Origin of the sequence: Thalassospira sp. MIT1004 (assembly GCF_001858545.1) — a bacterium.
Lineage (GTDB): Bacteria > Pseudomonadota > Alphaproteobacteria > Rhodospirillales > Thalassospiraceae > Thalassospira > Thalassospira xiamenensis.
On sequence record NZ_MCAO01000011.1, the window covers coordinates 34,902 to 47,971 of the forward strand.

The following is a 13,070-nucleotide window of genomic DNA, read 5'->3' on the forward strand; positions in this document are numbered from 1 at the left end:
ACGCACTAAATTACCGATAAATCGGACGCACCATGCAAAACGAGAATTTCTACGTCACTGTGGACGGCATCAGCCTGTCCTGTCAGCAGATCATCCCGACCAATGTCAGGCCGGATGCCCCAACGATGCTGTTTCTGCACGAGGCACTAGGGACCATCCGCATGTGGCGCGATTTCCCGGCAAAGCTCGCCACGGCAACCGGCCATCCGGTAATTGTTTACGAACGGCGCGGTCACGGAAAATCCGATCCGCACGGCCCTGACGATATCCCGCGGCCCATCGATTTCCACAACACGGAAACCGATATCTATCTCCATGGCCTGATCAGGGAACTTGGCCTTGATCGCCCGATCCTGTTTGGCCACAGTGACGGGGCCACTATCGCGCTTAAATATGCCGCCCGGTTCCCGAACAATGTTCGTGCCGTCATCAGTGAAGCCGCACATGTTTTTGTCGAGGACGTCACGATTGCCGGGATCAATGAAGCGGCATCGATCTATGCCAGTACGGATTGGAAATCAAAACTCGAACGCCATCATTTCTTCCAGACCGATGACGTATTCCGTGCCTGGGTCGATACGTGGCGCCAACCGGCATTTCGCGACTGGCAGATGATTGACGAACTGCCCAACATCATCTGCCCTATACTGGTCATTCAGGGAAATGACGACCAGTTCGGCAGCGACGAGCAGGTCCACATTATTTGCGACAAGGTCAGCGGTACTGCGACCAAAATGATCCTTGCCGACTGCGGCCATATCCCGCATTTCGATCAACCGGATCAGATCATTGAAGCAGTTTCAATTTTTCTATCTTAGATATTAAGGTTCTATTTCAGGACCTTTTTTTTTATTTTGCACGTCGAATCTAAGAATTTTTCTTCGAAAAATCAGCCGACATTGAAAAGAGAAACACATTAACCAGAAACAATATCCGGGAATAGTTTTCCTAATATTTGCTTAGGAATGTTTTTGGCTCGATCATACAGGCGGTCAGACTTCCGAATTCTACCGATGCCAAAACCTTGTTTTTTGCGGAACAACGCTGAGTGCGGAATTTGATTACTATATGCACTTTTTAAAACAGCCTTGAGCTCATTCCCCTCGTAACGTACATCTTCGGGAATAGACCAAGCCGCCGCGATCATCTTTTTGCTCAAAAAAGGAACACGAGTTTCCAAAGCGACCGCCATGCTGGCGCGGTCAACCTTCGTCAAAACAGAATCGTGCATGTAGGTATGAAAATCAATGTATTGGGCTCTTGTCCTCGGAGAGAGATCCGGCCTGTCGAACTTCCTGAAATACCAATAATCATCGTATGATGACGGGATGTTATGCGCCTTCGCCCATAATCTCTTCCAACGATCTGTTTTGACTATCCCACCTTTAAGAGCAGCCCAACGTTCCATTGGATCCTCAAGAATCTCAGCCTCAAACCTCTGGGATTTCTTTATGAGAGACCGATGAGGAGCATAAGTTTTCAAAAATACAGCGATTGGCCTCAACCATGCCCATTTAACACGCTCCTTCGAGAAAACCCTCTTAGCAAGAGAATACGAAGAATAACCGCCAAACAGCTCATCTCCACCATCACCTGTCAAAACAACGGTAACATGCTCACGGGCCAGTCGACAAACCTCGTTTGTCGGCAGCGCGGAAACATCTCCAAATGGCTCATCGTAAAAAGTTTTTAAAAGAGCAAAATTCTCGTTCGCGATATCCTGACTGAAGAATTTTTCAAAATGTCGTGAACCAATCCTATCTGAAACCATCCGAGCATAAGGTGACTCATCATCGCTTTCATCAACATGACCAATTGAGAATGTTTGTATTTCGGGAAGAATCTTGCTCGCCTCGCAACACACAGCGCTTGAATCAACACCTCCACTCAAGAAAAACCCGACAGGAACATCGGAGACAAGTTGCTCATTGACAGCTTCTCCCAAATGTTCACGTATGAAAGATGGCCAATCCGTCACATCTTTACGATAAGAAAAATCCAGACTCCAATATTTCTTCTTTTCTACAATTAAAGAATCCAGACAAAAAGTTACATAGTGACCTGGATCAATTTTAAAAACATCCCGATACATCGTTTTTGGGCATGGAATATATGAATATGTCATAAAATCGTATATTGCAGTTGGATCAATATTTAGATTTTCATCACCTAAAAATTTTTCTATTGCCTTTAACTCTGAAGCCCAAAAAAAATTGCCATTCATTAAACCATAATACAATGGCTTCACACCAACATGGTCACGGGCCAAAATGACCTTTTTATCCTTACTGTCATATATAGAAAAAGCGAACATTCCATCAATTTCCGCCAGAAGAGTATCAACTCCCCAATGCTTATACCCATGAAGAATAACTTCACTATCACTATCACTACGAAACTTTACATTGAAATCTTTGATCAACCGAGAGCGTAGCTCTCGATAATTATAGATTTCACCATTAACAGTAAGATAAATTCCTTCAGACTCCATTGGCTGGTAGCCATTTTCAGACAAATCCAGAATACTTAGCCGTCGATGCCCGACATAGACTGAGTCACAAACTTTATGCCCCCAGCTATCCGGGCCTCGGTGGGTCAATGTGTGAAGGGCCTGATGAGAAGCTTCAATATTCTCGATGCTCAAATTGGTATGACCAAATATTCCACACATCTTGCCAGCGCTACCTTTTATTGCCAAAAATGAGTCTCTTCGTGACTGCGACATTAGAATCACATCGAGTAAATTAAAATATGAAAATTTCCTACGTAATAACCGTTTACAATAAAGCACCGTATATCCTTGACGTCATAAAATGCCTGGCTGCTGAAAACTCAATACAGCCAGAGGCTGTAGAATACATCTTTGTTGATGATGGCTCTTCGGATGAATCCGTAGATTTGATAAATGAGCACGGTCATTTATTGCCGAGCGGGTTCACTGTAATTGAACAAGAAAATCAAGGTGCAGCCGTCGCCACAAATGTTGGAACTTCTGCAGCACAATACGAATGGATTCGCCTGCTGGATGGTGATGACATTCCATGTAGAGAGTCGACCCGGGTCATGTATGAAATCGCGACAGAGAATAAAGTCGATTTTGTGATTGGATCCTTTGGGTATTTTTCTCAATCAGAAGACGCCACCAATCAGATGGGGGAAACAAACAGAAATAATTATGTTGTAATGAATAGAAAACAATCACAAGAACGCTTCATTAAAAGCTTTCCGCATAACTCCAGCTGTATGCTGATAAAAAAATCACTTTTTGAAAAATTTGGCGGAGCCGATACTCGTTTACGCTCCCCTGACTACACTATTGCACTCAGAGCGACAGCAATGACAGAAAAAATTTCTCTAATAACAGAAAATGTTGCAATGATGGTTCAAGAAGCCCCCGGAAGACTTTCATCGCAAATTGCACGTAGCCGCTATGACTCTATTTGCGCCATTTACTATTTTGCGCACGAACTTTTACCGAATGAACGCGATGTCGCTATTGCAGTTTACAAGCGCTCCTGCTCAAGAGCTTATCGGTATGCACGAAAACTTGGAAATAGCCCATTCAAACACTTCATACGATATATCTATTCCAAACTTTTCATTCCCTCAGACTTAAAGAAGGCAACTTATAATTGTTTATCTGCTTTCACCCCGAATGGATTGCCTGAGCGCCCCCCCGAATGGACGCCTCGCATTCAAAACAACCAGTAATCCCGCATCAATCCCGCTGAAAACAAAAAGCTCCACGGCGATTGCTGCGGAGCCTTTCTTTAAATTTGGTCAAATCTACGAGCAGTTATTCCGCCAATGCATCCTCGGCATCCAGAACAACCGAGACCGCATGGATCACCGATGCAATGCGCACAGCATTCTGAACGGTTTCTTTTTTGATACCCGCGTTTTTCAGAACTTTCTCGTGGCTGTCGATGCACATCCCGCAACCATTGATCGCCGAAACCGCAAGCGAGAACAGCTCGAAATCGGCTTTGTCGATGCCTGGCTTGCCGATGATGTTCATGCGCAGGCGCGCGGGCATGGTGGCGTATTCCGGTTCGGACACAAGGTGTGTGAACCGATAATAGATATTGTTCATCCCCATGATCGCCGCCGCACCCTTGGCAGCCTGAAACGCTTCGTCGCTCAGCTTGGTTTTGGCTTCGGCGGCAACAGCTTTCAGAAGCTTTGCGTTGCGCGATGCATAGGCACACGCAAGGGCAGTGCCATAGACCTGCTGATCGGTCATACCCGGATTGTTGGCAAGACTGCTAAGGTTCAGCTTCAGATCCTTGGCATAGTCCGGCATGACGTCTTTGATTTCGGAAATGGAAGACATTGAAGCATCTCCTTTTAACTGAAGAATGAAATTCAAAACTGAAAAAGGCCCTCAGCCATCGCGCACACCGCAAGTTTTGCGGGCACATGGATTAATTTCACCGATGGACTGAAAGCGGATCCGGGCAAAAGCCCGGATCCAAATCGGTCTGGAAAACCTTAAAGGGTTGCTTCACCCTGGTTCCAGTTGCACGGGCAGAGTTCGTCGGTCTGCAGCGCGTCAAGAATACGCAGGGCTTCCTGCGGGTTACGACCAACCGAAAGGTCGTTAACCTGAACGTGACGGATGATGTTGTCCGGATCGATGATGAAGGTCGCGCGCAAAGCAACACCTTCGCCTTTGGCCAGAACACCAAGCGCGTTCGACAGTTCTTTTTTCTCGTCAGCCAGCCATACGAACGGGCTGTCGCCCAGATCTTCATGGTGGGTACGCCATGCAGCGTGGACGAAATCGGTATCGGTCGAGCAACCAAGCAGAACCGCATCGCGGTCTTCGAAGTCACCGTTCAGTTCGCCGTAACCAACGATTTCGGTCGGGCAAACAAAGGTGAAGTCTTTCGGCCAGAAGAACAGAATCTTCCATTTGCCTTCATAGGACTTGTCGGTAACCGGTACGAAGCTGTCAGGACCTTTGCCCGAAACGCCGGTAAGATTGAATTCTGGAAGCGTATCGCCAACTGTAAGCATATTGGTTACTCCTAACCTTGGTTTGAATTTATCCCAAAGACGGCCCCCGACAGGCCGTACAAATTTTGTTCGCAAGTGCAATAATGCACTCCTTGCTGGCGATTTGTAGTTAAATGAACTAACTAAGACCAATAGAATTAATTTCGATGTTCGATAGGAAAAATTTATGGCTGCCCAACCAAGCATAAAGCAGCTCAAATATCTGGTCGCATTGTCGGAAACCGGCCATTTTGGCCGGGCTGCCGAAGCGTGCTTTATCACGCAACCCAGCCTGTCGGCTGCCATCAGCGAGCTTGAAAACCTGCTTGGCGCCCAGTTGGTGGAACGCAACAAGCGTCAGGTCCTGATCACGCCGCTTGGACGTGAAGTTGTCTCGCGGGCGCGAAATATTCTTCAGGAAGTTGATGAACTGACCATGATGGCACAGTCAGCGACCGAACCCCTTTCAGGTCCGATCAATTTTGGCGTGATCCCGACAATCGGCCCCTATCTTTTGCCTGATGTCATCAACCGCCTCAGGGCCGGTTTCCCGAAATTGCAGCCCTTCCTGCGCGAAGACCAGACAGCCAAGCTTATAGAACTTCTGGCCGCCGGAAAACTTGATATCGCATTGATTGCCCTGCCGATCGAGGAAAACTGGCTCGAAGAAATGGACCTGTTCGAAGACAGATTCGTTTTTGCCTGTAGCCCGGACAATCCGCTGACGCGCAAAAAGAAAATCGACATCACCGACATCAAGGATGAAAAGCTGCTGCTGCTTGAGGACGGCCACTGCCTGCGCGATCAGGCATTGGAAGTCTGCCAGAAAGCCGGCTGGAGCAAATCTGCCGATTTCCAGGCCAACAGCCTGTCAACGCTGGTTCAGATGGTATCGGCCGGGATCGGCTCCACCCTGCTTCCGGAAATGTCGCTGGAGGTGGAGGCGCGCCGCCCCGACTCTCTCGCCATCCTTCCTTTCCAGAATCCGGTTCCGGTTCGACGTATAGGACTGGTCTGGCGGCGCAGTTCCGCCCGTAAAAAGGAGTTCCGCCAGTTGGGGACCTATTTGCGCAATACACTTGAAACCTGTGAACGATCACATGTCGCCTGATTGTGCAGTACCACCCAGCCCATTTGGATAAGCCACGGGACCGGACGATAGCCGATGCTGCCAATCAAGGATAACAACCCGACGACAATCACCCCATGGGTGACCTATGGCCTGATCGCCGTTAATGTCGTCGTGTTCCTGTTAACCATGTCCCTTGCACCGCAAAGCCAGTTTCAGGTCAATTTGCAATATGGTGCCATTCCAGCGGTTCTGTTCGGGAATGCCCAATTACCCCCGCAGCTTGCCGTTTTTCCGCCGGGCTTTGAATTCCTGTCGATCTTTAGCGCCATGTTCATGCATGGCGGCTGGATGCATATCGGCGGCAACATGCTGTATCTTTGGGTATTCGGCAACAATGTCGAAGACGCCATGGGGCATTTCAGATTTCTGGTGTTTTACCTTGTTTGCGGTATTGCCGCCGCACTCGGCCATGGCTTGCTTGATACCACATCGCAAATTCCGATGATCGGCGCATCCGGGGCGCTGGCCGGGGTATTGGGGGCCTATTTCCTTCTGTTTCCCAAGGCACGGGTTCTGGTGTGGTTCTTCTGGGTCTTTATCTTTTACGTTCCGGCGGTTGCCGTCCTTGGTCTCTGGATCGGCATGCAGTTCGTCAATCTGTCGAGTGGTGCCGAACAGGGGGTGGCCATTCTGGCCCATATTGCCGGTTTCTTTGCCGGTCTGGCGCTGATCCCGTTCTTTAAATATCGCTATATCCCGCTTTGGCAGGGCGGCCCCAAACAGGTCCCGGTTTTCGGTGTTTACCGGCCAGGTCGCAAAAGCAATGCAACCAATGCCTCACCACCGCCGTGGGCCGCGGCATACGAGGCCGAACGTGCGGCACGCCGTGAACGGATGAAACGTGCGGGCCGTGGACCATGGGGACGCCCGGGTGAAACCAATATGGATAAATCCCCGTGGGGCCGGTATCAGCCGCCAAAGCCACAACCAAAACCAGGTGTGGGCGTACCAAAAGTTACGCGCTTGCATCGCGGGGATGAACCCGACAATACTTGATCAAAGTCTTTCCAACCGAACCGGGGAACGATCATGCGCGCTGCCTTTTTCACCGAATATCAGGGTCCAATTGAAGTCAGGAAATTGGACGATCCGACACCGGAAAATGACGGCGTTGTCATCAAGGTTGGGGCGACCGGGCTGTGCCGAAGCGACTGGCACGGCTGGATGGGCCATGATTCCGATGTGAAACTGCCCCACGTTCCCGGCCATGAATTTGCCGGCACCATCGAAGCGGTTGGCAAGGATATCAAACGCTGGAAAGTCGGCGACCGGGTCACGGTCCCGTTCGTTTCGGGCTGCGGCCATTGCCCGGAATGCCACAGCGGCAATCATCAGGTTTGTGATCATCAGTTCCAGCCGGGCTTTACCCATTGGGGAAGCTTTGCCGAATATGTCGCGATTGACTATGCCGATACCAATCTGGTGCGCCTGCCCGATGAAATGGATTTCGCCACCGCCGCCAGCCTTGGCTGTCGTTTCGCCACCAGTTTCCGTGGCGTGATTGACCAGGGCAAAGTCAGTGCCGGTCAAATCGTAGCCGTTCACGGCTGCGGCGGTGTAGGGCTGTCAGCCATCATGATCGCAGCAGCGGCTGGTGCACGCGTGATCGCGGTTGATATCGACGATGCCAAGCTTGACCTTGCCCGTGAACTGGGCGCGATCGATATCCTTAACGCCAAAACCTGTGATGACATTCCGTCCGCGATCAAGGACCTGTCTGGCGGCGGGGCACATGTATCCGTCGATGCCCTTGGCAGTGCCATCACCAGTTTCAATTCCGTGTCATGTTTGCGCAAACGCGGCAAGCATATCCAGATCGGCCTTATGACCGGCGACCATGCCCATGCTCGCGTTCCGATGGACCGCGTGGTTGCCCACGAACTTGAAATCCTTGGTAGCCACGGCATGCAGGCATTTCGCTATGACGCGATGATCGACATGATCATGACCGGCAAACTCGCGCCACAAAAACTGATCAGGGATCGAGTCACCCTGGCCGAGGGCGCAACGGCCTTGATGAATATGGATAATTTCGTCAGCACCGGCGTTACTGTGATCGACCGCTTCTAACACCAACAATTAATATGCCAAGCATCCCGCACCCTCACCGCCCTCTTTAGAATACTTATAATTTAAGAATTCCAAACTTTAAATCATTCATGGTTGAATGCCCTGTGCATAGCCCCTACGTTGCTTGTGGGTACTCAAAGTAATTCACAAGAGAACACCGGCTTTCGCAGGGGATACAAAGTGCGAAAGAAACGGTTTCCAGCCTGAAAAGAGAGGGAACCGATGACAGATATTCAAACGATGGATTCCGGCACACGGCGCAAAACTGAATTGCGCTGCTTCGTTTTGCTGGCTGTTGTCCTGGCCCCGGTACTGGCGGTTGCGCTGGTCGGCGGGCTTGGATTTTCAATCTGGATTTATCAGATGTTTGCCGGGCCTCCTGGACCACCGATGTAATATCGGGGAACGTCGTCATGTCATCTGCACCGAAACTTACCAGTAGGCGTGCTTTCTTTTCCGGTCTGCGCGGTTTGCCCGCAGACGCGGGGGAAACGCACACGCCAAATATCATCCGGCCTCCTTGGTCATGGGGTTTCGAAGATCACTGCACCGCGTGTGGTGACTGCATTCCCGCATGCCCGGAAAACATCATCAAGGCCGGTCCGGACGGACACCCGGAAATCGACTTCGCAAAAGGCGAATGCACCTTCTGTGACGCCTGTGCGGATGCCTGTAACGAACCGGTTTTTGATCGTTCGGCTCCCGCCCCTTGGCATCTTGACGTTTCTGTCAGCAGCAAATGCTTTGCCGAAAACGGTGTCTATTGCCGTTCCTGCGGTGATGTCTGCCCGGAAAGCGCGATCCGCATCATTCCGCAATTGGGCGGTCGCGCCCGCGTATTGATCGGCGACGATCTTTGTACCGGCTGTGGTGCCTGTTTTAGCGCATGCCCGGTTGATGCCATTTCAATCAAACCCGCCACGGAGATAGCCCATGGATGACAAAGTCGGCGTGATCTCCAGCATGATTATTCAGTCTCGCCCTGAAAATATGACAGCAATCAAGGCAGCCCTTCTGAACATGCCCGACACTGAAATCAGTGCCGATGACCCGTCCGGAAAGATCGTTGTCGTGATGGAAGCCGCAAGCGACCGACAGCTCGCAGACGGCATGAAAGAGATCGGCGACATCCCTGGTGTTCTGGGGGTTAACCTGGTCTTCCATCACAATGAAAACGCCCAATAACAACCAATAATCCGTCTGACCTTTGGCTCGAGGAAATTAACAATGTTCAAGGCAAAGATATCCCGTCGCGATGCCCTGAAAGCAAAAGCCGCCGCCGTTGCCGCTGCGGCTGCTGGCATCAGTTTGCCTGCTGCGGCACAAAATCTGGTGACTGATTCGGAACACACCCAACTCAAATGGTCAAAGGCCCCCTGCCGGTTCTGCGGCACCGGCTGTTCGGTCATGGTCGCGACCAAGGACAACCATGTGGTTGCCACCCATGGCGATGTCCTGTCCCCGGTTAACCGTGGCCTGAACTGCGTCAAAGGCTACTTCCTGTCAAAGATCATGTATGGCCAGGACCGCCTGACACAGCCGTTACTGCGTAAAAAGAACGGTGTCTATGACAAGAATGGCGATTTTACGCCCGTCTCGTGGGACGAGGCCTTTGACGTGATGGCCGAAAAATGGAAAGCCGCACTCAAGGCAAAAGGTCCGACTTCTGTTGGCATGTTCGGGTCCGGCCAATGGACGGTTTGGGAAGGATATGCCGCCTCCAAACTGATGAAGGCCGGTTTCCGATCCAACAACCTAGACCCCAATGCACGTCATTGCATGGCGTCCGCCGTTGTCGGTTTCATGCGCACATTTGGCATGGACGAACCGATGGGGTGCTATGACGACATGGAAGCCGCCGACGCCTTTGTGCTTTGGGGATCGAACATGGCGGAAATGCACCCGATCCTTTGGACGCGTGTCACTGATCGTCGCCTGTCGGCCCCGCATGTCAAGGTCGCGGTTCTTTCAACATATGAACATCGCTGTTTTGACCTTGCCGATATCCCGATGGTGTTCAAGCCGCAGACCGATCTGGCGATCCTGAACTATATCGCCAATCACATCATCCAGACCGACCGGGTCAATACCGATTTTGTCAACAAACACACGATCTTCCGCCGCGGCAACATCGATATCGGTTATGGCCTGCGCCCCGAAGATCCGCGCGAACAATCGGCCCAAAATGCATCGGATGCCGGTGGCTCGACCGACATGACATTTGACGAGTTCGCCGAATTCGTCTCGGAATACACCCTTGATAAGGTCCATGAAATGACCGGCGTTCCCAAGGAGCGCCTCGAAGCTCTGGCCGAACTTTATGCCGATCCGAAAATCAAGGTCACATCCTTCTGGACCATGGGCTTTAACCAGCATACCCGCGGGGTTTGGGCCAACAACCTTTGCTACAACATCCATCTTCTGACCGGCAAAATCGCCGAACCGGGCAATTCACCCTTCTCGCTGACCGGGCAACCGTCTGCCTGTGGTACCGCACGCGAAGTCGGCACGTTTTCCCATCGCCTGCCCGCCGATCTGGTGGTGACCAATCCCGAACACCGCAAACACGCCGAAGAAATCTGGAAACTGCCCGAAGGCACAATTCCCGACAAGGTCGGCTACCATGCCGTGCTTCAGAACCGGATGCTCAAGGACGGTAAGCTCAACGCGTACTGGGTCCAGTGCAATAACAACATGCAGGCTGGCGCCAACATGAACGAGGAAGGCTGGCCCGGTTACCGCAACCCGGAAAACTTCATTGCCGTTTCCGACGTCTATCCGACCGTCACCTGCGAGGCCGCCGACCTGATCCTGCCGACTGCGATGTGGGTCGAAAAAGAAGGCTGTTATGGCAATGCCGAACGCCGCACGCATATGTGGCATCAGCTAGTCGACGCGCCGGGCGAAGCCAAATCCGATCTGTGGCAATTAATGGAATTCTCCAAACGCTTCAAGATCGAGGAAGTCTGGCCCGAAGACCTTCTGGCCAAGGCACCGGAACTGCGTGGCAAAACCATGTTTGACGTGCTGTTCCAGAATGGACAGGTCAATAAATTCCCGCTCGAAGATACCGCACCGGACTATAACAACGTCGAAGCCAAGCATTTCGGTTTCTACGTCCAGAAGGGCCTGTTCGAGGAATACGCGACCTTTGGCCGCGGGCATGGTCACGACCTTGCCCCGTTCGACAGATACCACGAAGTACGCGGCCTGCGCTGGCCCGTTGTGGACGGCAAGGAAACCCTGTGGCGTTACCGTGAAGGTTACGATCCCTATGTCACGCCGGGGGCCGGGGTCGAATTTTACGGCCACAAGGATGGCAAGGCACGCATCTTTGCCCTGCCGTATGAGCCGCCTGCCGAAAGCCCGGATGAAGAATATCCCTATTGGCTGTGTACCGGGCGTGTGCTGGAACACTGGCATTCCGGTTCGATGACCGAACGGGTGCCCGAACTTTACCGGGCGTTCCCGGACGCACTTTGCTTCGTCCATCCCGACGATGCCGCCGAAATGGGCATGCGACGCGGCGACGAGGTCCGGGTGATTTCAAGACGCGGTGAAATGCGTACCCGCGTTGAAACACGCGGCCGTAACAAACCGCCGCGTGGCCTGATCTTTGTGCCGTGGTTCGATGCAAGCCAGCTGATCAACAAAGTCACGCTGGACGCCACCGACCCGATGTCCAAACAGACGGACTTCAAAAAATGCGCCGTCCGTCTGGAAAAGGTGTGAGGGAGGAAACCATGAAAATGACCCCGAAATGGCTCATGGCGCTGGCGATTATTGCAATTGCTGGCGCGGCATATGCCGCCGAACCGATCACCACCCTGCGCAGCACCGCCCCCGATCAGGAGAGCGCGGCACCACGGATCAGCAACTTCGAGGATACGGACCAGAAACGCCCGCGCAATTATCCCGAACAGCCGCCAACCATCCCGCACGATATCGAAGGATATCAGATCGATAAAAACGCCAATAAATGCCTGTCATGTCATGCGCGTTCGCGCACCGGCGAAAGCGGCGCACCGATGGTTTCGATCACCCATTTCATGGATCGGGACGGTCAGTTTTTGGCCGCGGTCAGCCCACGGCGCTATTTCTGCACGCAGTGTCATGTGTCCCAACGTCAGGTCGAGCCGCTGGTCGGCAACAGCTTTGTCGATATTGATGCATTGCTGCCCAACAATAGCACGCGGATCGCGGAATAGGGAGATTGCCAATGTTCGATCTTCTGAAACGCTATTGGAAGGTCCTGAATTCACCAAGTGTGCATTTCAACCTCGCCTTTTTGACGCTGGGCGGCTTCGTTGCTGGTGTTATCTTCTGGGGCGGGTTCAACACCGCACTTGAAGCAACAAATACCGAAAAGTTCTGCATTTCATGTCATGAAATGCGGGACAACGTTTTTGCCGAACTTAAATCAACGATCCACTATTCCAACCGGTCCGGTGTGCGCGCCACCTGTCCGGATTGTCATGTTCCGCATGAATGGACTGACAAGATTGCCCGTAAAATGCAGGCATCCAAGGAAGTCTGGGGCAAGATTTTCGGCACCATCAGCACACGCGACAAGTTTGTTGAAAAGCGTCTTGAACTGGCCCAGCACGAATGGGCCCGGCTGAAAGCCAACAATTCGCTGGAATGCCGTAACTGCCATTCTGCTGAATCGATGGACATCACCCGCCAAAGCCCCCGTGCCGTCGAAGCGCACGAGAAATTTTTGTTCACCGGCGAAAAGACATGTATCGACTGTCACAAAGGGATCGCGCATCATCTGCCTGACATGTCGGGTGTTCCCGAGTGGCAGTAACCGATTATCCGGCGTGATCGCATCTGTGTGGCGATCACGCCGAAATCCGCGTGAAGGACG

Annotated in this window: 14 protein-coding genes; 11 read left to right on the top strand and 3 right to left on the bottom strand. The window is 51.9% G+C overall.

The genetic code is table 11. The annotated features are described in order from the left end of the window. Positions 1 to 32 precede the first annotated feature (32 nt). A complete protein-coding gene (locus tag BC440_RS04895; RefSeq protein WP_065701695.1) occupies positions 33 to 818 on the top strand; it encodes an alpha/beta hydrolase in 786 nt (261 codons plus the stop codon). Between the two features lie 98 nt (positions 819 to 916). On the opposite strand, the gene asnB is transcribed toward BC440_RS04895, so the two are convergent. Then, positions 917 to 2,698 (bottom strand): asparagine synthase (glutamine-hydrolyzing), encoded by a 1,782-nt coding sequence (asnB, locus tag BC440_RS04900; protein ID WP_175484465.1) that lies wholly within the window; start codon positions 2,696 to 2,698, stop codon positions 917 to 919. Positions 2,699 to 2,751: 53 nt separating this feature from the next. Here asnB and BC440_RS04905 point away from each other — a divergent pair, with 53 nt between their 5' ends. After that, positions 2,752 to 3,711, top strand: coding sequence for a glycosyltransferase family 2 protein (locus BC440_RS04905; protein WP_065701697.1), 960 nt, complete (start codon positions 2,752 to 2,754; stop codon positions 3,709 to 3,711). A gap of 85 nt (positions 3,712 to 3,796) precedes the next feature. On the opposite strand, the gene BC440_RS04910 is transcribed toward BC440_RS04905, so the two are convergent. Together BC440_RS04910 and BC440_RS04915 are read right to left on the bottom strand one after the other, a co-directional pair. Next, entirely contained in the window at positions 3,797 to 4,333 is a 537-nt protein-coding gene (locus BC440_RS04910; RefSeq protein ID WP_065701698.1) for a carboxymuconolactone decarboxylase family protein, read from the bottom strand. A 158-nt stretch (positions 4,334 to 4,491) separates the two neighbouring features. Then, positions 4,492 to 5,019, bottom strand: a complete 528-nt coding sequence (locus BC440_RS04915; RefSeq protein ID WP_065701699.1) for a peroxiredoxin — start codon at positions 5,017 to 5,019, stop codon at positions 4,492 to 4,494. A gap of 166 nt (positions 5,020 to 5,185) precedes the next feature. Here BC440_RS04915 and BC440_RS04920 point away from each other — a divergent pair, with 166 nt between their 5' ends. From BC440_RS04920 to BC440_RS04960, 9 genes are all read left to right on the top strand, one after another. Then, positions 5,186 to 6,109 carry a LysR substrate-binding domain-containing protein gene (locus tag BC440_RS04920; protein WP_007090071.1) on the top strand — a complete coding sequence of 308 codons (924 nt, stop codon included), beginning with the start codon at positions 5,186 to 5,188 and terminating at the stop codon, positions 6,107 to 6,109. A 54-nt stretch (positions 6,110 to 6,163) separates the two neighbouring features. Next, positions 6,164 to 7,126: a rhomboid family intramembrane serine protease gene (locus tag BC440_RS04925; RefSeq protein ID WP_007090072.1), complete on the top strand. Its 963-nt coding sequence runs from the start codon at positions 6,164 to 6,166 to the stop codon at positions 7,124 to 7,126. Between the two features lie 33 nt (positions 7,127 to 7,159). Further along, complete coding sequence (locus BC440_RS04930) at positions 7,160 to 8,200, top strand: zinc-dependent alcohol dehydrogenase family protein (protein ID WP_065701700.1); 1,041 nt, start codon at positions 7,160 to 7,162, stop codon at positions 8,198 to 8,200. 222 nt (positions 8,201 to 8,422) lie between these two features. After that, positions 8,423 to 8,596 carry a periplasmic nitrate reductase, NapE protein gene (gene napE / locus BC440_RS04935; protein WP_007090074.1) on the top strand — a complete coding sequence of 58 codons (174 nt, stop codon included), beginning with the start codon at positions 8,423 to 8,425 and terminating at the stop codon, positions 8,594 to 8,596. A 17-nt stretch (positions 8,597 to 8,613) separates the two neighbouring features. Further along, positions 8,614 to 9,141: a ferredoxin-type protein NapF gene (napF, locus tag BC440_RS04940; protein ID WP_065701701.1), complete on the top strand. Its 528-nt coding sequence runs from the start codon at positions 8,614 to 8,616 to the stop codon at positions 9,139 to 9,141. Continuing rightward, positions 9,134 to 9,385: a chaperone NapD gene (locus BC440_RS04945; protein ID WP_007090076.1), complete on the top strand. Its 252-nt coding sequence runs from the start codon at positions 9,134 to 9,136 to the stop codon at positions 9,383 to 9,385. The genes napF and BC440_RS04945 overlap by 8 nt, the downstream gene beginning before the upstream one ends. Before the next feature lie 42 nt (positions 9,386 to 9,427). Continuing rightward, a complete protein-coding gene (gene napA, locus BC440_RS04950; RefSeq protein ID WP_065701702.1) occupies positions 9,428 to 11,932 on the top strand; it encodes a periplasmic nitrate reductase subunit alpha in 2,505 nt (834 codons plus the stop codon). Positions 11,933 to 11,943: 11 nt separating this feature from the next. Further along, complete coding sequence (locus BC440_RS04955; RefSeq protein WP_007090078.1) at positions 11,944 to 12,408, top strand: nitrate reductase cytochrome c-type subunit; 465 nt, start codon at positions 11,944 to 11,946, stop codon at positions 12,406 to 12,408. An 11-nt stretch (positions 12,409 to 12,419) separates the two neighbouring features. After that, on the top strand, positions 12,420 to 13,010 hold the full coding sequence (locus BC440_RS04960; protein ID WP_065701703.1) for a cytochrome c3 family protein: 591 nt from the start codon (positions 12,420 to 12,422) through the stop codon (positions 13,008 to 13,010). Positions 13,011 to 13,070: the final 60 nt, after the last annotated feature.

Coding starts and splice junctions, on each gene's coding strand:
- BC440_RS04960 (WP_065701703.1), top strand. CDS start 12,420: ATGTTCGATCTTCTGAAACGCTATTGGAAGGTCCTGAATTCACCAAGT.
- napA (WP_065701702.1), top strand. CDS start 9,428: ATGTTCAAGGCAAAGATATCCCGTCGCGATGCCCTGAAAGCAAAAGCC.
- BC440_RS04955 (WP_007090078.1), top strand. CDS start 11,944: ATGAAAATGACCCCGAAATGGCTCATGGCGCTGGCGATTATTGCAATT.
- BC440_RS04895 (WP_065701695.1), top strand. CDS start 33: ATGCAAAACGAGAATTTCTACGTCACTGTGGACGGCATCAGCCTGTCC.
- BC440_RS04925 (WP_007090072.1), top strand. CDS start 6,164: ATGCTGCCAATCAAGGATAACAACCCGACGACAATCACCCCATGGGTG.
- BC440_RS04905 (WP_065701697.1), top strand. CDS start 2,752: ATGAAAATTTCCTACGTAATAACCGTTTACAATAAAGCACCGTATATC.
- BC440_RS04915 (WP_065701699.1), bottom strand. CDS start 5,019: ATGCTTACAGTTGGCGATACGCTTCCAGAATTCAATCTTACCGGCGTT.
- BC440_RS04910 (WP_065701698.1), bottom strand. CDS start 4,333: ATGTCTTCCATTTCCGAAATCAAAGACGTCATGCCGGACTATGCCAAG.
- napF (WP_065701701.1), top strand. CDS start 8,614: ATGTCATCTGCACCGAAACTTACCAGTAGGCGTGCTTTCTTTTCCGGT.
- BC440_RS04945 (WP_007090076.1), top strand. CDS start 9,134: ATGGATGACAAAGTCGGCGTGATCTCCAGCATGATTATTCAGTCTCGC.
- BC440_RS04930 (WP_065701700.1), top strand. CDS start 7,160: ATGCGCGCTGCCTTTTTCACCGAATATCAGGGTCCAATTGAAGTCAGG.
- napE (WP_007090074.1), top strand. CDS start 8,423: ATGACAGATATTCAAACGATGGATTCCGGCACACGGCGCAAAACTGAA.
- BC440_RS04920 (WP_007090071.1), top strand. CDS start 5,186: ATGGCTGCCCAACCAAGCATAAAGCAGCTCAAATATCTGGTCGCATTG.